The organism is Thiothrix sp., assembly GCF_028714775.1.
Taxonomy (GTDB): Bacteria; Pseudomonadota; Gammaproteobacteria; order Thiotrichales; family Thiotrichaceae; genus Thiothrix.
The window spans coordinates 1-18,724 of the sequence record NZ_JAQTLS010000019.1 but is presented as its reverse complement, the minus strand read 5'-3'; the positions used below and the strand labels follow the sequence as shown (position 1 = coordinate 18,724).

Below are 18,724 nucleotides of genomic sequence, written 5' to 3'. Positions count from 1 at the left end.
CATGCCACACCATTCACACCCTCATGGATTCGCCCGCGCTGACCGGGTGGGCGAACAAATCCGCCGTGACCTCGCGATGCTGATCCGCGACCGGGTGAAAGACCCGCGTGTGGGCATGATTTCGCTGCTGGATGTGGAAGTGTCGAAAGACTTCGCCCATGCCAAAATCTGGTTCGACGTGATGAAACCGGAACATGGCATTGAAGCGCAGGAAGCACTGAACCATGCGGCGGGTTTCCTGCGGCGTGAATTGGGGCATCTGTTGAAATTGCGTATGACTCCGGCGCTGCACTTTTTCTACGACGATACCCAGTCACGCGGTAATGCTTTGTCCGTTCTGATCGCCAAAGCAGTGGCTTCTGACCGCCACGAAGACGACGACAATGGTGCAGACGCAGGTGATGCGGACGATGCAGAAGGTGTGGTTGGGTCTTGAGCCGCCGCACGTTCCGTAAACTCAACGGCATCCTGTTGTTGGATAAAGCCCTTGGCGTATCCAGCAACAAAGCCTTGCAGGATGCACGTTTCCTATTTCAGGCGGAAAAAGCTGGACATACCGGCAGCCTTGATCCTTTAGCCTCCGGCATGTTACCCGTGTGTTTTGGCGAAGCCACCAAGGTTTCCGGCTTGCTGCTGGATTCCGATAAGCGCTATGTCACGACTGCAACCTTGGGGTATGTGAGTACCACAGGTGATGCGGAAGGTGAAAAAATCAATCCGCGTCCCATTCCCGATCTAAGTGACACAGATATTGAAGCCGCACTACAAGCTTTTCGCGGCGCTATTAGCCAAATCCCCCCGATGTATTCCGCGCTGAAAAAAGACGGACAGCCACTCTATAAACTCGCCCGCCAAGGTGTGGAAGTGGAGCGTGCCGCCCGTGCCGTCACCATCCATTCCCTGCAAGTCTTGGAACGTACCGCAACCACCATTACCTTGGATGTGGTATGCAGTAAAGGCACGTATATCCGTACCCTCGTGGAAGACATTGGCGAAGCGCTGGGTTGCGGGGCGTATGTCTCGATGCTGCGGCGCGAATCGGTGGAACCTTTCAGTGCCTTGCGCATGTTTACGCTGGAAGAACTGCGTTCGCTGGCGGAACAAGGGCAGGAAACGCTGGATGCGGTGTTATTACCGCTGGATGCTGCACTGCCGCACGTCCCCGAATTGCATTTGACCCCCGAGCAAACTGCCCGTATCCGGCAAGGCCAGCGCTTTTGCTTGCCCGGAAATGACGATGCCGAATTAATAAAACTTTATGATGAACAGGGCGGCTTTATTGGCTTGGGCTGTCTACAAGGGACTTGCTTGAGTGTGCGCCGCCTTTTGTCGTATTGATCAAATTATGCACCATTTTTATGGTCAAAATTGTCGCCGATTGTCGCCCGCTTATTGAGAATAGATTTGATTAATGCGAGAATATCCCCGTGTTAGTTAGGGTTTGCTCCGGGTTACTAATCCGGTTTTGAAGCGACAGGCGGGCTTCAAAAGGATTTGGGTTTTGCGAAGGTGGTTTCTTTCATTCTAGGGATTTTCCTGTCTTAATTTAAACCGGGCTGTGTGTTTCGGTGGCTCTTAGCTGCGCTGTTTGAGTGTGTTAACGTTTGTCTGATTAGGGGTCGGATGATGTATCATTATACGTTTGCGCAGAAAGCCATGTTTATGTCGTTATGGCTATTTGGTAGTTTGTTTGTTGTTGTTAACTTCTTTTCTAATCCGCTTTTATCCATTAGCAGTGCTGTGCCGACGCTTTCCATGACGGTAGCGGTAGCTCAGGTCGCGTTGCTGGTGTTGCTGTGGTGTCAGTTTGCTAAGGCGAGTTGCTCCATGGGGGGGATGCTGCGGTGGTTGGGCGCGGGCATTATTTTGTTGCCTTATGCCGTGCAGGTTGGACTGCTGTCTTATATCACCCTGTAAATATATTTCTGCTTTTTTTTTGAAACCACTGGATTTTATCCGGTGGTTTGCTTTCACAGTGACTCAAGGCATAATTGCGCTATGTCACAACAATTGCCCCCCCTTAATGCCTTGCGTGCGTTTGAAGCTGTTGCCCGCCATCGGAGTTTTACCAAGGCTGCCGCAGAACTGAATGTCACTCGCGCCGCGATCAGCCACCAGATTAAATATCTGGAGGATTATCTTGGCTTTTCTTTGATTGAACGCAAAAACCGCACGATTATTTTGAGCAAAAAGGCCGAGGCAGCCTTGCCTAAATTGCGCACGGGGTTTGACCATCTGGCGCAGGCGGTGCATCTGATGCGCGGCGAAGGCCAAACCGATAGCATTACATTGCGGGTAGCACCTTCTTTTGCTTCCAAATGGCTGGTTCCGCGTTTGCACCGTTTTTCCCGTAGGCATCCCGAAATTGATATGAAAATCAGTGGTGATGCGGGCATGGTGGATTCGGATGCGGTTTCGGAAAGCACGTCTATGGAAGCGTTTTTCCGCTCTCGTGCCGTCGATGTCATGATCCGTTTCGGCGCGGGGCATTATTCCGGTTGCCGGGTGGAAAAATTGTTTGCGGTTTCTGCCATGCCGTTGTGCAGCCCTGCCTTGGTTAGCGATGCTCACCCGCATCCGCTAAAGCAGCCGCAAGACCTGAAATTTCATACCTTATTGCACGACGACACGGATTATGTGGGGCATCCAAGCTGGCGGCGTTGGTTGGAGTTGCACGGGATCGAGGGGGTTAATGCCAATCGGGGTTTGCATTTCAACCATGTCTCGCTGGCGATGGAGGCGGCAATAGATGGGCAGGGCGTGTTACTGAGCATCAGGCGTCTAGCGCAGTGCGATATTGAAGCGGGCAGGCTTTGTATTCCCTTTGAATTGGGGATGCCGCTGGAAAACGCTTATTACGTGGTGCGTCCGCAGCAGCAGGAAGGCAACCAGCGGGCGGTCGGCGCGTTTGTGGCATGGTTGCAAGAAGAGGCCGCGTTGCAAAATAACTAATGGTTAGCTTTCCTAACCTGTGAGTTGAGAAATTGTAGCTTGTGCGTTTGCGCCGGAATTCCTACTATTTGCTGCATTGCAATAGACGGGTGATCCGATCTCTCCTCCTCCTCTCCTCCTAGCTAGGATCATTTGCAAGCACCCACAGTGATGGACGAGGCATCTCCTCCTCCTCCACCTCTGTTCCATGCTGTGGGTGTCCCATTTTTTCCTTCCTGTTTGTGTTTACGGTATAATTTGCCAACATTTATAACCACTCAAGCAGAGAAGCACCATGACCATTGCACAGTTAAATGCCGATTACGCGATTGCCGACCAGTTGACCTTCGTTGAAGGGAAAGGTGGCTTGCCGTTCATCAATATCAATAATGCTCATGCCAGCGCGGTGATTTCCGTTTACGCGGGGCAGGTATTGTCGTTCCAACCGCAGAGCGCTCCAGCTGATGTTTTGTTCCTCAGTGACAAGGCTTATTACCAAGCGGGTAAAGCCATCAAGGGCGGCGTGCCAATTTGCTGGCCTTGGTTTGGGGCTGACCCACAAGGCTTGGGGCGTCCGGCACACGGTTTCGTGCGCAACCGGCTGTGGTCAGTATGGGGCACGGCGACTACGGCTGCGGGTGAAACGCAAGTAACGCTGGGCTTGGTGGATACTCCCGAAACGCAGGCGATCTGGCCTTACGCTTTCAAACTGGCGCTGGAAATCACCGTGGGCAAAACCTTGCGCTTGGCCTTGGTGACGCGCAATACGGGCGATCAGGCTTTTTCCATCACGCAAGCGCTGCACACCTATTTTGCCGTGGGCGATATTACCCAAACCCAAGTCACGGGGTTGGAAGGCACGCAATACATCGACAAAGCGGCAGGGGCAAACGGTGCGCTCAAGCAGCAAGTGGGCGCGGTGACAATTGATGCGGAAGTTGACCGTATTTACACCAGCGCCCCGGCGGAATTGAACATTGTTGACGCAGCATTGGGGCGCACTATCCGCATTACTTCAAGTGGCAGCAATACGGCGGTGGTGTGGAACCCGTGGGCGAAAATCGCGGCGGAAATGGCGGACTTGCAGGACGATGATTACCTGCGCCTGCTGTGCGTCGAAACCACTAATGCCGCACACGATGTGGTGGAAGTGCTGCCGGGGAATGAGCACCGCATGGTGGCGGAATACGCCGTGTAAGGGAATACCTTCAGGGCGGGGTGAGATAGGCAAGGAAGCTGTCGACCCCCGCGCCTTCTTGGATCAGGATATGATCGTAGCCGTTGCCACCAGCAAACACTTGCCATGCTTCGAGGGTGATGCCGGGCGTGTTGAATAGGCGCAGCAGGAATGCGGTTTCAGCCTGATTATAGGTTTCGCCCCGCCCGCCATAGCCCGATTCGACTATGACTTGATCACGGTGGATTTGGATCAGGTTGTATATCCAGATATTGCGCGGTTCTTTAGCGCTCAGGTTAGCCTGATAGGCTTCGGCATTCGTGGTATCAATAAAGGTGTGGAAGCTGCACGTTTGTTGGTGCGTTGGGCAATATTCTGCGGTGTTGGCGAAGGCAGTGTAGCCCTCAATGCTCGCCGCAGCGGCAGTGTGCGTCAGTACTTGCTCGCTGCTGGGGGTTACTTTGGCAAGTAGCAACCAATCTGGGCCTTTCGCATCCTGTGCCGCTTGCCAACACCACGGTTTCATTGCTGTCATTATTTTATTCCCCGTTTTCAATCATCAGGAGTCGGATTATGTTGTATTGCCCCGGAGAGCCATGCCCACTGCGCAACGACTGTTATCGCCACACCCAGCCATCGCCGGGGCGGGACAGGTTCGCGTCACTGCCTTACGATGCGGTGAGCGGGACGTGCGAATGGTTTCAGTCCAATACGCCCAGCGAGTCGGCGATCCGTGAAGCGGCTTATTATATTTGGTTGCGGAAGGGATGCCCAGAAAACCGTGCGGCGGAGCATTGGGATGAGGCGTATCGGGGGTTGTGCTTGAGTATGGGGCGGGTGGGGTAAATAAAAATAGGAAGGGCAGTTAACTGGATGTGAATTATTGACCTGTATCATACCAACTAATCCATTTCCCAGTAGGATGGCGCATCATCATATTCTGAATTACTAATGCGAGGATGCCCTGTGGATGATGCCCGTTTTGCTTTGATCCAAATGTGGTCGAATGACCCTTACCTGATGCTGGAGTTGATCCGCCAAGTCGGCATGTTGCAGCAGAAAAAATTTGATGTGCAGATTTTTTTGATTGAAGACGGGGCAGACATGGGTTTTCCCAACGGTATCCGTAAGGCGTGCATGGATGATGCTGTGGCGGATAACATCATTCAGGGGGTTGACGCGATGCTGGATGCGGGTGTCACCATCCTGATCTGCAACAAATGTTACAAAGACCGTACCTTGGATGACAGCTACGGTGCGCCTTTCCACGGTATCAGCCCGGATTCTTTCTACCAATACGTTGAAGATGCCATTCAGGCTGACCTGAACCTGACTTTCCAAGGCATGACCCAGCAACATCTGGAAAATATCATTGACCGCCGCATACAGGCCAGCTTGCGTTAGGGGAACGTCATGGAATATCTGATGCTTGCTGTCGCCGCGATTGTTGCCAGTACCTTGACTGGGACGGTTGGGGTAGGTGGGGCGTTGTTGCTTGTGCCGGTGTTAACGGTGATGGCGGATGTTTTCGGCCTGTTGCCTGCGGAAATCCGCTTCACGGGTTACATGATGAATTTTATCAGCCTTGCGCCCATCGTATTTAGAAACCGTCACAACATTGATTGGCAGGTCGCCAAATACCTTGTGGCTTCGTCCGTGTTGGGGGCGGTTGTGGGGGCGAATATTCCCCATGTTGTCAGCGATAAGGCATTGTTACTGGCGTTGGCGGTGGTTTTGCTCATTATCATCTTGCTGCTGATGCGGAAATTGTATGACACAACACCCGCGCAGCCTGACTTTTCCCATACACCGCGCAGTTTGATGGGGATCAGCGCCATTGGTGGGGTGGTTGGTTTAGCGTCGGGTTTGTTTGGGATCGGCGGGGGGATTTTCATGCTACCGCTGGTTTCACTGTTGTTGGGGGTGAAGCCCAAAAGCATCATTTTGCTGACCCCGCTGGTTGTGCTGTTTTCCACCGGATCGGGCATTGCCGCCAGCTTGTGGCATGGCATGGCGTTCAGCAATGTGCCGTTGGTGGTCATCACGGTGTTAGGGGCAATGGTTGGGGCAGAATGGGGCGACAAGTTACGCGGCAAACTCTCCGATAAGGCGCTGAATATCCTGATCATTGGGCTATTGGGATTGCTTGCGGCGAAAATCTTTATGCAGGAGATCATGTGATGGAACAGCTTGGTTTCAGCATTGATCAACGGGTTATGCACTTATGAACCGAATTCATCAAAGCCAATATTTCTACCCAAGAAAAACAAATGCTTGCCAAAGTGGTTACGGAACTGGTCAATTACTGGAGGGAGCGCAATGAGCAACGCATTCACTGAAATCATGGCAGGGCTGGATGATGCCATTGCCCATGCCAAAGGCGAGCCATCCAAGGTGGTCGAACACAAACCTAAGCTGGTTGATGTAAAGGGCATCCGTCAGAAAACGGGCATGAGCCAACAAAAGTTTTGCACTACCTTCGGCATTTCCTTAGGTACGTTGCGTCACTGGGAACAGGGTTTACGAGTGCCTAGAGGTGCGGCGCGGGTGTTGTTGCAAGTGATGGATAAGAATCCAGCGGCGGTGATTCAGGCTATTGCCGCTTGATTTATAAGATCATATACCTGAACCTGATAGAGCTTGCTTGTCATCATCAAAAAACACCAGCCCGATCCATCCAACAATTTGTTGATTGTGATGCGGGCGTGGCTTCTTTGACATGCATGGCGATTAGAATATATTTACATCCCCATTCGACAGCGGGTGATGGCCTTCAAAGCGCGGCATGGAGCGGAACGCCCGGTTCAAGTGGTTGGCCCATTCGTGACGGATGGCGATAAGGTATGGGTCTTCCGCTTCAAATTTGTAATGCCGGGGGGTTCTAAACTGGTCACGCGGGTAAATCAGCATTTCAATCGGTGGCCCCACGCTGGCATTACTTTTCATGGTGGAGTCCATCGAAATCAGTGAGCAGATCGCGGCGTCTTCCAGCGAAGTTTCGCGGGTGAGGAAGCGGTCGAGCACGGGCTTGCCGTACTTGCTTTCACCGAGTTGCAGGTAGGGCGTTTCATCCGAGGTGCTGATGTAGTTACCTTGCGGGTAAATCATGTACATGTTCGGGTTGCGCCCGTGGACTTGCCCACCCAGCATCAGCGTGGCATCGGGTACGAAACCCGTCTGTTCGGTGTGTTTGCGGATTTTGTTGACCAGCACATCACCCAAATATTCGGCAATGTCGGCAAGGTAATTCAGCGTATTGAGGTTGCGCGGTTGGCCTTCCTGCACATCACGGCGGACTTGCTGGATGACGCCTTGGGTTGTGGCAAGGTTGCCCGCACTTAGAATCACCAGACAGCGGTCAGGGTTGGTTTCACAACGGTGCATTTTGCTGTAAGTGCTTACATGGTCGATGCCCGCGTTGGTGCGCGAGTCGGAGGTCAATACAAGCCCTGCGTCGAGGGAAATGCCTATGCAGTATGTCATGTCGGTTCAGGTTGGTTGAGGTGCATCAAACTTATTAGAGTCTGGACAGAAGGTCAATGTTCTCTTGCTTTTGTTTTTTGCATCTGCGAAAACAATGGCTGTTTTCATGATAAAAGACACCTTATGACTACATGGTTCATCGCTGACTTGCATTTGGATGCCTCCCGCCCCGGCATTACCCAACAGTTGCTCGACTTTCTGGCAAGCGTACAGGGTAGGGCGGATGCGCTCTACATCCTCGGGGATTTCTTTGAATACTGGGTTGGGGATGATGCTTTGGGTACGCCGCACGCTGCCGTATTCCTGCCCGTGGTGGATGCATTGCAACGGCTCAGCGCTAGCGGCGTGCCGATGTATTTCCAGCACGGCAACCGTGATTTCTTGGTGGGGGAAGGTTTCGCAAAGGCAACGGGCTGCACCTTGCTGCCGGAACAGCAGGTCATTGACCTCTACGGCACGCCTACCTTGCTGTTACACGGCGATAGCTTGTGTACCGATGATGTGGAATACCAGCAACTACGCAAGCTGTTCCGCAACCCGCAATGGCAGCAGCAATTCTTGTCTTTACCGTTGGGGGAACGCATCCAGCAGGCCGAAGCGATGCGGGTGCAAAGCCGGATGCGTATGCAGGGCAAGGCGGAAACCATTCTGGATGTAAACCCACAAGCAGTAGTTGAAACGATGGCGGCTGCGGGGGTGTCACGCTTGATTCACGGGCATACGCACCGCCCTGCGGTACATGATGTCACCATAGCAAATCGCCCAGCACAGCGGATTGTGTTGGGCGATTGGCATGAAGACAGGGGGAGTTTCCTCAGCGTGGATGCTGGAGAAGTGCGCTTAACGGTTTGAGCCTGTCGATACGCCTAGAATCTCGTCCTTGACCTGTTCCAGATTGGTGTGGCGCACGTCTTTGCCTTTCACCAGATAGATCACGTATTCGCAGATGTTTTTGCAGTGGTCGCCGATGCGTTCCATTGAACGGGCGCACCATGTCACGTTAAGGCTATCTTTGATATTGCGCGGGTCTTCCAGCATCCGGGTGAATAACTGGCGGGAAATGGAGTCAAATTCAGCATCAACTTGTTGGTCATTGGTGGCAACTTGCATGGCTTGCTTGACATCCAAGCGGGCAAGGGCATCCAACGTATCACGCATCATAATTTTGACGTGCTCACCCAAATGGCGCAGGGAGCTGTGCAAGTCACCAGCGGTGGCGCTTTCCGTCATTTCTACAGCGTAACGCCCAATCTTCTCGGCTTCATCGCCAATCCGTTCCAGATCGGTGATAATTTTGATGATGGTGATCAGCAAGCGCAAATCGCTGGCAGCAGGCTGGCGGCGGGCAATAATTCCTGCACATTCTTCATCAATTGCCACTTCCATCGTATTGATTTCGTAGTCGGAAAACGAAACCCTTTCACCCAGCGAGCTATCCCGCTCCAGTAACGCTTTGATGGCATTGCTGACTTGCGTTTCCACCAAGCCGCCCATCGTCATCAGTTTGCTACGGGCATCTTCCAGTTCTTGATTGTACTGGTGGGATGTGTGTTGTGTTGTATTCATATCCATACCCTTTACCGCTCCTCTAGCCAAAGCGGCCCGTGATGTAGTTTTCAGTTAATTGGTGTTGTGGGTTAGTAAAGACCGTTTTGGTGTCATTCACTTCAACCAGTTTACCCAAATGGAAATAGGCCGTGCGTTGTGAAATCCGTGCAGCCTGTTGCATTGAGTGGGTAACAATACAGATTGTAAAACTTTGGCGAAGTTCATCAATCAATTCTTCAATAGTCGCAGTCGCAATTGGGTCAAGCGCGGAAGTCGGTTCATCCATTAGGATCACTTCCGGGCTGACCGCGATGGTGCGGGCAATACACAGACGCTGTTGCTGACCACCGGAAAGACCCGTGCCGGGGGTTTGCAAGCGGTCTTTGACTTCCTTGAACAAACCGGCTTTAGTCAGGCTTTGTTCCACGATGTCATCCAGTTCGGCGCGGTTAGCAGCCAAGCCATGCAAACGCGGGCCATAGGCTACGTTGTCATAGATGGATTTAGGGAAAGGGTTGGGTTTTTGGAATACCATGCCGACCCGCGCCCGCAACAATACCGGGTCTTGTTCCTTGGCGTGTATATCTTCGCCATCAAGGTTGATTTCACCCGTGACGCGGCAACCCGCAATCGTGTCATTCATGCGGTTCAGGCAGCGCAGGAAAGTGGATTTACCGCAACCGGAAGGGCCGATCATGGCAATAACTTCGTTGCGCCCGATGTCGACGCTTACATCGTAAATCGCTTGCTTGTCGCCAGTATAAAAGACGTTGACGCCCCGGCAGAAGAACTTGGTGTTCTTGCCTTCGAGGAATGGGCGTCCGACCGTGCCAGTGATGTCATGCGCAAATTCTTCACGACCGCCAGCAGCAGGCTTATGGGTTTGCGGCGTAGCAGCCGCCGTGTTCATGGTTGCTTCTATCATAAGATTACCAACGTCTCTCAAACTGTTTACGCAAGACAATTGCCAGCAAGTTCATGGTGATCATGAAGGCCAGCAGGATAATGATGGCAGCGGAGGTGCGCTCGGTAAAGGCACGTTCCGGGCTGTCTGCCCACAAATAAATTTGTACCGGGAGGATGGTTGCCGGGTCGGTAATGCCATGTGGCACGTCGACAATGAAGGCAACCATGCCGATCATCAGCAGCGGGGCAGATTCACCGACTGCGTGCGCCATGCCGATGATCGTACCCGTCAAAATACCGGGCATTGCCAACGGTACAACGTGGTGGAACACCGATTGGGTTTTGGATGCACCCACGCCCAACGCTGCTTCACGGATGGACGGTGGCACTGATTTCAGGGCAGCGCGGCTGGCAATGATAATGGTCGGCAAAATCATCAAGGTCAGCACGAAGCTACCGATCAGAGGCGAGGAGCGCGGCATTCCAAACACTTGGATGAAAATCGCCAAACCCAGTAAACCAAAGATGATGGATGGCACAGCAGCGAGGTTATTGATGTTGACCTCAATGAAATCCACGAAGAAGTTGTTTTTGGGCGCAAACTCTTCCAAATAAATTGCTGCCATCACCCCGAGTGGGAAGGCAAACAGTAGGGTCAAGCTCATGGTGTAAACCGAACCCATCAGCGCACTCAGGATACCTGCCTGCTCTGGTTCGCGGGAATCGCCACGGGTGAAAAAGGTGGTGTTGAACTTACGCTCAATACGGTTTTCGGCTTCCAACTTATCCAACCATACCAGTTGGAAATCTTTGATGCGGCGGTCTGCTTCTGGGGCGTTCCGGTCGACGTAGCCTTTCTGGAACATGTCGATGTCATCATCCGCCAATACCCACACGGTTTGGTTCGAGCCGATGAGCTTGGGGTCAGCCACGACCATGCGTTGCAAGTCATATTGCGCGTCGCCACTCACCAGTGATTTCAGTGCTTTTTTCTGTTTGCGGTCTTCCACGCCGGGAACTAGGTTTTGCACTCCAGCTTGAATTACGCCGCTGTAGTTGGCAACACGCAACTGTTCCGGGGTGGATGCGGGTGTTACACCCAAAGTTTGTGCATCCAGCGTTACATCCAGCTTGATGTAGGTGCTGGTGAAAGCGGGCAAACCTTTGCTGAAAATATTGAACATCAGCAGCACGAGGAACATGAGGCTTAAGCTAATGGAGATGAGGCCATAAGCGCGGAAGCGTTTTTCCCGTGCGTAACGCTTGCTTAGGCCAGCGCGGACTTTTTCGGTAATCGTGGTACTCATACGGACTCCTGCTTACTCGTACTGTTCGCGGTATTTGCGCACGATGTGCAGCGCAAGGATATTGAGGATCAGGGTGACAACAAACAGTGCCAAGCCCAAGGCAAAGGCCGCCAGCGTTTTCGCGCTGTCAAACTCTTGGTCGCCCGTCAGCAAGGTGACGATTTGCACGGTCACTGTGGTCACGGCTTCCAGCGGGTTAACGGTAAGGTTGGCAGAAAGGCCAGCCGCCATCACCACGATCATGGTTTCACCGATAGCACGGGAAGCTGCCAGCAGGAATGCGCCGACAATCCCCGGCAGGGCTGCGGGTAACACCACTTGTTTGATGGTTTCAGATTTGGTTGCACCCATGCCGTAAGAGCCGTCGCGCATCGCTTGGGGTACAGCGTTGATTACGTCATCCGAAAGCGAGGACATGAAGGGGATGATCATGACACCCATAACCACGCCCGCAGCCAAGGCACTTTCCGAGGCGACGTTCAAGCCAATGGCAGCACCCATATCACGGATGAAGGGGGCAACCGTGAGGGCGGCAAAGAAGCCGTATACCACGGTTGGGATGCCCGCCAGAATTTCCAGCGCTGGCTTGATGTAGGCACGCATGAAGGGGCTAGCATATTCGGATAAGTAAATGGCTGACATTAGACCCAACGGCACGGCAATCAGCAGGGCAATGGCAGAAATCAGCAACGTGCCGACAAACAGCGGAATAGCGCCGAATGAGCCTGAACCACCCACCTGATCCGCACGGATCGCGGTTTGTGGACTCCAGTGTGTGCCGAACAGGAAATCGGTTGCAGGGACTTCGCCAAAAAAGCGCACTGATTCAAACAGCACTGACATCACAATGCCCACAGTGGTGAGGATGGCAATGGCAGCACACAGGATCATCGTGTATTGGATGACCCGTTCCACTTGGTTGCGGGCGCGGGTGCTAGGCTTGATGAAGCGCATCCCGACAGCAAAACCGGCAATTGCCACCACCAAAACCATTACGGTTTTCGCCATGCTGCTGATGGTTTGCAGGCGGCTGTATTCCTCGGCGGCAACCTTCATTGCGGGGTCGTTGGCGGTTTCTATCCCGTTAGCCACAAGGTTACGGATTTGGTTGCTGATCAAACTCACTTGGTCGCCAGACTGGTTTTGCAACTCAGCAGGCAAGTGAGCCAGCGTCATTTGGGTAATGATCGAATCGGATAGTCCCGACCACAACAGCAGTATCACCAAGGCAGGAATGCCGCACCAAACGGCGACCAGATAACCGTAGTAACCGGGCAGGGAATGCAGGTTATTGCCCCCGCGCTTGCTACGGGTTGCGACCGCTAGTGAGCGCTTACGGCCTATGAAATAACTGAAGGCTGTTAGCGCCAACAGTGTAAGCAATATGCCTAGTGTACTCATGGAAACCCCTAAGTCAGAAATGGTCAGCCGGGACGGCAGCGGAGATGCCCGGATTGTAGGCGGGAAATATGACAGAATTGTTACATTCTGTTAATGGTTTTGTGTAGATAGCGTTTTTACTGAGCAGCACGCCCTTACGCTGCCCGCAACAGGCTGACTTCGCTGGCTGGGCGCTTTTGTAGACTACCTTGTACGAAATGGCGGTGGTAACGGGTGTTCAAATTATTCACGTCCAGCAGGATGAAAATGTCAGCCACGTTGAAATCGGGGTCAAGGCACGGTTCGCCCGCAACCCATGCGCCGAGTTTCAGGTAAGCCTTCAGCAGCGGCGGCATCGCAACCTTGGCGGCAGGCTGCGCGGGCAGCAGGTGCATCAAAGGTTTTACCCGCAGCGTTTCGGGGGCAAGGTTATTGAGGCGGGCGTCATTCATGATCGCTGAAACTTGCGCACCACCGTCATTCATGCTGATGCTGGCGCAGCCGAACATGTAATCCACTTTGTGCATTTCCATGAATTGCGCCAAGCCCAACCACAACATGCCAATGCCCGCGCCATTACGGAAATCGGGGTGGATGCAGGTGCGCCCGATTTCAATCGCATTGCCGCGCAATTGGGGGAACAGCTTGTGCAGGTCGAACTCGGTTTCAGAGTAAAAGCTGCCTGCCCGGCGTGCATTCGGCGTGGTCAGGATGCGCGTGGAACCCACCACTTCATGGGTGTCGGTGCGGCGTACCAGCAGATGGTGGCAATAGTCATCGTAATAGTCGCGGTCGATGCCTTCGCGGGCGCTTTCCAAGTGTGCGCCTTGCTCTTTGGCGAAAATCTCGTAGCGCAGGCGCTGGGAGGCGTAAACGTCCTCCGGGGTAGTTGCCAGTTCTACCCGTAACAGGGGCAGGGGTTTGCGCAGGTCTTGTGCGTCATGGTGGATGGCAGCAGTCATGGATACACTCCTCATAAGTTTATCCCGACAGCTTAAAAAGCCCGTGTGACACGCGAATGACAGTTATTTTGCAGGATGGTTAAATTATTGTTTGGACAATAAAAAGGGGCAGAAAACTGCCCCTTCAAGGTTCAACACGTGGAGAGATCGCCTTATTTTAATACATTGATCGAGACAGGTGTCAGGGCGGTGGCAGCGGCGATGGATGCACTCTTTTCAGCCGCAGGCAGGGCAACCAAGCCTTTCTCTGCCAAGTAACCGTCAGCACTTAAGGCTGCTTCGCTGGCGAATTCTGCCATGTATTCCTTGATGCCTTTTACTTGGTCAACGTGGCTGTTTTTCACGTAGAAGAACAGGGGGCGGGACAGTTTATATTGACCGCCAGAAATGCTTTCATAGCTGATGTCAACGCCATCAATAGGCGCGGCTTTCAGGCTGTCACGGTTTTGGTCGAGGAAGCTGTAACCGAAGATACCAACGGAATCTGGGTTGGCTTGCAGTTTTTGTACGATCAGGTTGTCGTTTTCACCTGCTTCGATGTAAGCACCGTCTTCACGCACGGTGGTGCAGGCTGCTTTGAAAGCTTTTTCGTCTTTCTTTTTCAGTTCTGGCATACCAGCGAACAGCAAGCAGCCTTTTTCCATACCCAACTCAGCCAGTGCGTCACGAGTACCGGAAGTAGGTGGTGGCCCCATGACTTCAATTTTCACGTCAGCCATCGCTGGGTTGATTTGCTTCCATGTGGTGTAAGTGTTGGGTTGCAACTCACCGTTAGGGCCAGTTGGCACGTCTTTCGCCAATGCCAAGTACAGTTCACGGCGGGACAGTTTGATTTCAGGTGCAGATTTGGCGTTAGCAACAGCGATACCGTCGAAGCCGATTTTGACTTCAGTGACAGCATCAACGCCATTTTTCTGGCAAGTTTCCATCTCGCTCTTTTTCATGCGGCGTGAAGCATTGGTGATGTCTGGGGAATCGACACCAGCGCCTGCGCAGAACAGCTTCATGCCACCGCCAGTACCAGTGGATTCAACTTTCGGTGCAGCCATGCCTGTCTTCTTGGCGAACTGTTCCGCAACAGCCGTGGCGAATGGGTATACCGTAGAAGAACCAACGATTTCGATGTTATCGCGTGCTTGCGCAACACCAGATGCAGCTACTAAGCCCAAAGCGACTGCCAGAGTGAGTTGTTTCATTAAAAGTCTCCTGCAAAAAAGAATCCGGGAGTGGATTTGCGCGAATCGTAGCGGTTCTTAATGAAATTTTTATGGCACTTATATGAAAGAATGATGACGATACCTTTTGTCGGCGGCTGTCATCATTTTGCAATGTGCGCGGCGTAGCATCCTTGGGATTTTACATGCACATACGATGGATTATGACTTATGGATGATGACTATTTACTGGGCGAGTTGCTAAGAATTCGTGAGCAAGCAATTGTTTTTGCAGCACAATACCCAGAGCTTGAAGCTGTCGATGCGGTTCATGGGGCTTCGGCGCAAAACCTGTTGCATTACCTTTCGGTGCGCAGCCATGAGCTTCGGGAAGTGCAACTGGAGTTGATTCAGCGCGGCTTATCTTCACTGGGGATTCTGGAAGCACACACCCTTGCAACCCTCAACAGTGTTATTGCTGCCTTGCAATGCCTGACCGGAAACCCGCAGACAGTAGCACCGCCTGCCCCAATTTCGGTAACGTCGAGCACCCAACGGTTGGAAGCTTGTGCGGATGCTTTGTTCGGTTCCCGCCCGCAGCACCGTGAAGTCCGTATTATGGTGACAATGCCATCCGAAGCTGCGGATAGCCCGCTGTTGATTGAAAACCTGCTGGAAGCGGGGATGGATGTTATGCGTATCAATTGCGCCCACGACAATGCCGCCGTTTGGCAACAGATGCTCGCCAATTTGCGCAGTGCCGAAGCGGCGACGGGTAAAACCTGCAAAACCGAGCTTGATCTGGCAGGGCCGAAACTACGCACGGGCAGTATTGGCGTTGCTGGGCGTGTGCTTAAAGTAAAACCCGTGCGTGATATGTTTGGGCGCATCCAATTGCCGGGGCGTATCTGGTTAGTTCCCGAAGGTGGTGAAGCGGTTGAGCATGATGCCCCCACGCTGGAAGTCCACGGCAAGACGCTGACAGAAACCCGCTGCGGCGATTACATCCAACTGACCGATGGGCGTGATGCCGACCGCGAATTGCGCATCGTGGCAGAACACCAGCACGCCCGCTTGGTGGAAGTCGGGCATACGACCTATTTAGAAGAACACACCAAGCTGATTTTCAAACGGGCGGGTAAGAAACTCGGTAAAGGCAGGCTGGTTAATGTTTGTCAGGTGGTTCCGCCGATTGCTTTGCAACGGGGCGACAGCTTGATCCTGACCCGTCTGGATGAACCGGGGCATCCCGCTGAACGCAATGCGGATGGTGAGCAAATCGAGCCAGCGCGTATCCATTGCACCTTGGCGGAAGCTTTCACCACCGTCCACATAGGGCAGCAAGCGTGGCTGGATGACGGCAAAATTGGGGGCGTGGTGGAAACCAACGACGGGGAAGAAATTGGCTTGTGCATTACCCATACCCCGCCGGGTGGGGCAAAACTGCGGACAGAAAAAGGCATCAACTTCCCGGATACTGAATTCCACATCCCCGCGCTGACCGATAAAGACATAGCCGACTTGGAAGCGATGGCGGGCAAAGTCGATATGGTGGCGCTGTCCTTCGTGCGTGCTCCGCAAGATGTGGCAACCCTGCAAGCCCACCTGCAACGGCTGGGCATTCCCGATACCGGCATTATCCTCAAAATCGAAAACCGTACTGCGTTTGAAAACCTGCCTGCGATTTTGCTGACCGCGCTGCGTTCCCCCAAGTTGGGTGTCATGGTGGCGCGGGGTGATTTGGCGGTGGAAGTTGGCTTTGAGCGCCTTTCTGAAGTGCAAGAAGAAATCCTTTGGCTGTGCGAAGCCGCCCACATCCCGGTGATCTGGGCAACCCAGATTCTGGAAAGCATGGCGAAAAAAGGTGCGCCTTCGCGTGCTGAAGTGACCGACGCCGCGATGAGCATCCGTGCCGAATGCGCCATGCTCAACAAAGGGCCGAACATCGTAGAAACCGTGCGTTTTCTGGATGGGATCATGCAACGCATGGAAAGCCATTACCACAAACGTCGCCTGATGATGCGGCCTTTGCGGGTGTGTCGGCACGGCGGGTTATGAGCGTAATGGCAATGGATCAACAAACAGCTACGGTGAAGGGTACAAATAGTATGGAAATAAACACGCACACCTCTCAGGGTTACAGCAACGAGTTGGCAACCCTCAAGGGAAAACTGATCTTGATGGGGCGTTTGGTCGAGACGCAAGTGGCCTACGCGCTTCATGCGCTGATGACACAAAACCATAAGCACGCTGCCGAGGTGTTGGTATTGGATCAGAAGGTCAATGCGCTGGAGGTTTCGTTAGACAGCTTGTGTGTGGATGTCATTGCGTGCCGCCAGCCTGTTGCTAGCGATTTACGTTTTTTGATTGTTGCGATCAAGATTGTCACGGATTTGGAACGGATTGGGGATGAAGCCGGGAAAATGGCTAGGCATGTGGTTGGCCTTTCTAGGAAATCTGGCAAAGGAACTTTTGAGGGGGAACTGGATACTGAATTCCGCCAATTGGGGGAACAAGTCCAAACCATGTTGGGTGATGCATTGGATGCATTTGAACGTCTGGACGTTGAACAAGCCAAAGTTGTGTCACTCAGTGACTTGGCAGTTGACCAAGAGTTTGAGCGCCTGTCCCGTTGCTTGTTTTTGCACATGACCGAAGACTCACGCAATATCCGGCATGGTTTCAATACCATGCGTCATGCCCGTTCTTTGGAGCGGATAGGCGACCACGCCAAAAATTTATGTGAATACGTGGTTTATCTGGTGGAAGGTAGGGATGTGCGCCATACCAAGTTCGGAGTCAAAGTGTGACGCAATTTTCCTATTATCGGCGCTTGGAGGTTGACCGTATCAAGCAAACCAACCAGTGCTTGTGCCAACGTATCCGGGAGCGTTTCCCCGATGCTAATTTGCTTGGGGTATGCCAAGAATTGAGCAGTATGGTCGATACCCTTAAGGCCAAAGCGTGTTGGATTGCCCGCCCGAATCTTGGTTTACGTTTGTTGGCGCTTGTTTCCGTGTTGGGGGTGTTGGGTGTTCCGCTAATTTTCACATACGGGCCGTTGATGGCGTTGCTGTCTAATCCAGCAGGTGATGCGGGCAATTTTCTGCAAGCGGTGGAAGCGGTGATGAGCGGCACTTTTCTGCTGGGTCTGTGGGTACTGTTCCTGATTACCTATGAACAGCGTTTCAAACGTAGCCGTGCGTTGGCTGCCATCCATGAGTTGCGGGCTATCGCACATGTGGTGGATATGCACCAGTTGACCAAAGACCCCAGTTACATCCTCAATCGGGCGGAACGCACCGCCTCTTCCCCATCACGCAACTTGGATGCGTTTGCGCTGATCCGTTATTTGGATTATTGCAGCGAGATGCTCTCGCTTATTGGCAAATTGGCAGCTTATTACGCGCAAAATTTCAACGACTCGGTGCTGTATGATGCAGTGAATGATGTGGAATCCCTCACCAATGACTTGTCACGGAAAATCTGGCAAAAGATCGCCGTTTTGCACGAATACCAGCAAGATCAAGAATCATGTGGGTGCGAGGAGGTTTCCCCGTAACCGCTGCCTATAGGCAGTTATTCCGGGGAAACAGGGGGGCTTATTCAGCCGGAGCGCCGTCTTCGGCAGGTGCGTCTTCGGCAGGTGCGTCTTCAGCAGGTGCGTCTTCAGCAACGACGATGGTTTCGACGACTTCAGTTTCAGTATTGTCTGACATAAAACGTTCCTCTTTGAATGTTATGGGTAAATTCTCTGTACACGACAAAAACCATAACCAATTGATTTTATAAGCCTGACCTTGAAAGGTTGAAAGCCCGCCGAGGATCTGCTCCACTCTCAGCGACCAAGCAGGAGAGTGTCATGGATTTGAACGA

Annotated in this window: 21 protein-coding genes; 13 read left to right on the top strand and 8 right to left on the bottom strand. The window is 52.8% G+C overall.

Annotated elements, in window-relative coordinates; all coding sequences use genetic code 11:
- Position 1: 1 nt before the first annotated feature.
- The 5 genes from rbfA (at position 2) to PHE17_RS15985 (ending at position 4,129) form a co-directional block, all read left to right on the top strand.
- Positions 2–436 carry a 30S ribosome-binding factor RbfA gene (gene rbfA, locus PHE17_RS16005; protein ID WP_301016907.1) on the top strand — a complete coding sequence of 145 codons (435 nt, stop codon included), beginning with the start codon at positions 2–4 and terminating at the stop codon, positions 434–436.
- Positions 433–1,338 (top strand): tRNA pseudouridine(55) synthase TruB, encoded by a 906-nt coding sequence (truB, locus tag PHE17_RS16000; protein ID WP_301016906.1) that lies wholly within the window; start codon positions 433–435, stop codon positions 1,336–1,338. Before rbfA ends, truB begins: the two co-directional genes overlap by 4 nt.
- A gap of 288 nt (positions 1,339–1,626) precedes the next feature.
- Positions 1,627–1,917, top strand: coding sequence for a hypothetical protein (locus tag PHE17_RS15995; RefSeq protein ID WP_301016905.1), 291 nt, complete (start codon positions 1,627–1,629; stop codon positions 1,915–1,917).
- A gap of 81 nt (positions 1,918–1,998) precedes the next feature.
- Complete coding sequence (gene gcvA, locus PHE17_RS15990; RefSeq protein ID WP_301016904.1) at positions 1,999–2,952, top strand: transcriptional regulator GcvA; 954 nt, start codon at positions 1,999–2,001, stop codon at positions 2,950–2,952.
- A gap of 274 nt (positions 2,953–3,226) precedes the next feature.
- Positions 3,227–4,129, top strand: coding sequence for a D-hexose-6-phosphate mutarotase (locus tag PHE17_RS15985; RefSeq protein ID WP_301016903.1), 903 nt, complete (start codon positions 3,227–3,229; stop codon positions 4,127–4,129).
- 10 nt (positions 4,130–4,139) lie between these two features.
- Here the strand turns inward: PHE17_RS15985 and PHE17_RS15980 are convergent, their stop codons facing one another.
- Positions 4,140–4,643, bottom strand: coding sequence for a hypothetical protein (locus PHE17_RS15980; protein ID WP_301016902.1), 504 nt, complete (start codon positions 4,641–4,643; stop codon positions 4,140–4,142).
- A 38-nt stretch (positions 4,644–4,681) separates the two neighbouring features.
- On the opposite strand from PHE17_RS15980, the gene PHE17_RS15975 reads away from it, so the two are divergent.
- The 4 genes from PHE17_RS15975 to PHE17_RS15960 all read left to right on the top strand — a co-directional run bounded on the left by PHE17_RS15975 (position 4,682) and on the right by PHE17_RS15960 (position 6,715).
- Complete coding sequence (locus tag PHE17_RS15975; RefSeq protein ID WP_301016901.1) at positions 4,682–4,954, top strand: DUF2934 domain-containing protein; 273 nt, start codon at positions 4,682–4,684, stop codon at positions 4,952–4,954.
- 120 nt (positions 4,955–5,074) lie between these two features.
- The gene (locus PHE17_RS15970) at positions 5,075–5,512 is read left to right on the top strand and encodes a hypothetical protein (RefSeq protein WP_301016900.1); all 438 of its coding nucleotides are present in this window, start codon (positions 5,075–5,077) and stop codon (positions 5,510–5,512) included.
- 9 nt (positions 5,513–5,521) lie between these two features.
- Complete coding sequence (locus PHE17_RS15965) at positions 5,522–6,289, top strand: sulfite exporter TauE/SafE family protein (RefSeq protein WP_301016899.1); 768 nt, start codon at positions 5,522–5,524, stop codon at positions 6,287–6,289.
- Between the two features lie 138 nt (positions 6,290–6,427).
- Positions 6,428–6,715 (top strand): transcriptional regulator, encoded by a 288-nt coding sequence (locus PHE17_RS15960; RefSeq protein ID WP_301016898.1) that lies wholly within the window; start codon positions 6,428–6,430, stop codon positions 6,713–6,715.
- A gap of 123 nt (positions 6,716–6,838) precedes the next feature.
- Here the strand turns inward: PHE17_RS15960 and PHE17_RS15955 are convergent, their stop codons facing one another.
- On the bottom strand, positions 6,839–7,591 hold the full coding sequence (locus PHE17_RS15955) for a proteasome-type protease (protein WP_301016897.1): 753 nt from the start codon (positions 7,589–7,591) through the stop codon (positions 6,839–6,841).
- Between the two features lie 123 nt (positions 7,592–7,714).
- Between PHE17_RS15955 and PHE17_RS15950 the strand changes: the two genes are divergently transcribed.
- Positions 7,715–8,443 carry a UDP-2,3-diacylglucosamine diphosphatase gene (locus PHE17_RS15950; RefSeq protein ID WP_301016896.1) on the top strand — a complete coding sequence of 243 codons (729 nt, stop codon included), beginning with the start codon at positions 7,715–7,717 and terminating at the stop codon, positions 8,441–8,443.
- Here the strand turns inward: PHE17_RS15950 and phoU (PHE17_RS15945) are convergent.
- The 6 genes from phoU (PHE17_RS15945) to PHE17_RS15920 all read right to left on the bottom strand — a co-directional run bounded on the left by phoU (PHE17_RS15945) (position 8,432) and on the right by PHE17_RS15920 (position 14,890).
- Positions 8,432–9,163: a phosphate signaling complex protein PhoU gene (phoU, locus tag PHE17_RS15945; RefSeq protein ID WP_301016895.1), complete on the bottom strand. Its 732-nt coding sequence runs from the start codon at positions 9,161–9,163 to the stop codon at positions 8,432–8,434. The genes PHE17_RS15950 and phoU (PHE17_RS15945) overlap by 12 nt on opposite strands.
- A 16-nt stretch (positions 9,164–9,179) precedes the next feature.
- Positions 9,180–10,064 (bottom strand): phosphate ABC transporter ATP-binding protein PstB, encoded by an 885-nt coding sequence (gene pstB, locus PHE17_RS15940; RefSeq protein WP_301016894.1) that lies wholly within the window; start codon positions 10,062–10,064, stop codon positions 9,180–9,182.
- A gap of 4 nt (positions 10,065–10,068) precedes the next feature.
- Positions 10,069–11,352: a phosphate ABC transporter permease PstA gene (pstA, locus tag PHE17_RS15935; RefSeq protein WP_301016893.1), complete on the bottom strand. Its 1,284-nt coding sequence runs from the start codon at positions 11,350–11,352 to the stop codon at positions 10,069–10,071.
- A gap of 12 nt (positions 11,353–11,364) precedes the next feature.
- Complete coding sequence (gene pstC / locus PHE17_RS15930; protein WP_301016892.1) at positions 11,365–12,753, bottom strand: phosphate ABC transporter permease subunit PstC; 1,389 nt, start codon at positions 12,751–12,753, stop codon at positions 11,365–11,367.
- Positions 12,754–12,887: 134 nt separating this feature from the next.
- Positions 12,888–13,694 (bottom strand): GNAT family N-acyltransferase, encoded by an 807-nt coding sequence (locus PHE17_RS15925; protein ID WP_301016891.1) that lies wholly within the window; start codon positions 13,692–13,694, stop codon positions 12,888–12,890.
- A gap of 152 nt (positions 13,695–13,846) precedes the next feature.
- Positions 13,847–14,890, bottom strand: coding sequence for a substrate-binding domain-containing protein (locus PHE17_RS15920; protein WP_301016890.1), 1,044 nt, complete (start codon positions 14,888–14,890; stop codon positions 13,847–13,849).
- A gap of 189 nt (positions 14,891–15,079) precedes the next feature.
- Here PHE17_RS15920 and PHE17_RS15915 point away from each other — a divergent pair, with 189 nt between their 5' ends.
- The 3 genes from PHE17_RS15915 to PHE17_RS15905 are packed head-to-tail and all read left to right on the top strand — an operon-like array spanning position 15,080 to position 18,410.
- The gene (locus PHE17_RS15915; RefSeq protein ID WP_301016889.1) at positions 15,080–16,906 is read left to right on the top strand and encodes a pyruvate kinase; all 1,827 of its coding nucleotides are present in this window, start codon (positions 15,080–15,082) and stop codon (positions 16,904–16,906) included.
- A 50-nt stretch (positions 16,907–16,956) separates the two neighbouring features.
- Positions 16,957–17,658: a phosphate signaling complex protein PhoU gene (phoU, locus tag PHE17_RS15910; RefSeq protein WP_301016888.1), complete on the top strand. Its 702-nt coding sequence runs from the start codon at positions 16,957–16,959 to the stop codon at positions 17,656–17,658.
- Positions 17,655–18,410 carry a hypothetical protein gene (locus tag PHE17_RS15905; protein ID WP_301016887.1) on the top strand — a complete coding sequence of 252 codons (756 nt, stop codon included), beginning with the start codon at positions 17,655–17,657 and terminating at the stop codon, positions 18,408–18,410. The genes phoU (PHE17_RS15910) and PHE17_RS15905 overlap by 4 nt, the downstream gene beginning before the upstream one ends.
- The last annotated feature ends 314 nt before the right edge of the window (positions 18,411–18,724 follow it).

Excerpts from the sequence above, each read along its gene's own strand:
- rbfA (WP_301016907.1), top strand. The coding sequence starts at position 2 with ATGCCACACCATTCACACCCTCATGGATTCGCCCGCGCTGACCGGGTG.
- PHE17_RS15995 (WP_301016905.1), top strand. The coding sequence starts at position 1,627 with ATGTATCATTATACGTTTGCGCAGAAAGCCATGTTTATGTCGTTATGG.
- gcvA (WP_301016904.1), top strand. The coding sequence starts at position 1,999 with ATGTCACAACAATTGCCCCCCCTTAATGCCTTGCGTGCGTTTGAAGCT.
- PHE17_RS15985 (WP_301016903.1), top strand. The coding sequence starts at position 3,227 with ATGACCATTGCACAGTTAAATGCCGATTACGCGATTGCCGACCAGTTG.
- PHE17_RS15980 (WP_301016902.1), bottom strand. The coding sequence starts at position 4,643 with ATGACAGCAATGAAACCGTGGTGTTGGCAAGCGGCACAGGATGCGAAA.
- PHE17_RS15975 (WP_301016901.1), top strand. The coding sequence starts at position 4,682 with ATGTTGTATTGCCCCGGAGAGCCATGCCCACTGCGCAACGACTGTTAT.
- PHE17_RS15965 (WP_301016899.1), top strand. The coding sequence starts at position 5,522 with ATGGAATATCTGATGCTTGCTGTCGCCGCGATTGTTGCCAGTACCTTG.
- PHE17_RS15960 (WP_301016898.1), top strand. The coding sequence starts at position 6,428 with ATGAGCAACGCATTCACTGAAATCATGGCAGGGCTGGATGATGCCATT.
- PHE17_RS15955 (WP_301016897.1), bottom strand. The coding sequence starts at position 7,591 with ATGACATACTGCATAGGCATTTCCCTCGACGCAGGGCTTGTATTGACC.
- PHE17_RS15950 (WP_301016896.1), top strand. The coding sequence starts at position 7,715 with ATGACTACATGGTTCATCGCTGACTTGCATTTGGATGCCTCCCGCCCC.
- phoU (WP_301016895.1), bottom strand. The coding sequence starts at position 9,163 with ATGGATATGAATACAACACAACACACATCCCACCAGTACAATCAAGAA.
- pstB (WP_301016894.1), bottom strand. The coding sequence starts at position 10,064 with ATGATAGAAGCAACCATGAACACGGCGGCTGCTACGCCGCAAACCCAT.
- pstA (WP_301016893.1), bottom strand. The coding sequence starts at position 11,352 with ATGAGTACCACGATTACCGAAAAAGTCCGCGCTGGCCTAAGCAAGCGT.
- pstC (WP_301016892.1), bottom strand. The coding sequence starts at position 12,753 with ATGAGTACACTAGGCATATTGCTTACACTGTTGGCGCTAACAGCCTTC.
- PHE17_RS15925 (WP_301016891.1), bottom strand. The coding sequence starts at position 13,694 with ATGACTGCTGCCATCCACCATGACGCACAAGACCTGCGCAAACCCCTG.
- PHE17_RS15920 (WP_301016890.1), bottom strand. The coding sequence starts at position 14,890 with ATGAAACAACTCACTCTGGCAGTCGCTTTGGGCTTAGTAGCTGCATCT.
- PHE17_RS15915 (WP_301016889.1), top strand. The coding sequence starts at position 15,080 with ATGGATGATGACTATTTACTGGGCGAGTTGCTAAGAATTCGTGAGCAA.
- phoU (WP_301016888.1), top strand. The coding sequence starts at position 16,957 with ATGGAAATAAACACGCACACCTCTCAGGGTTACAGCAACGAGTTGGCA.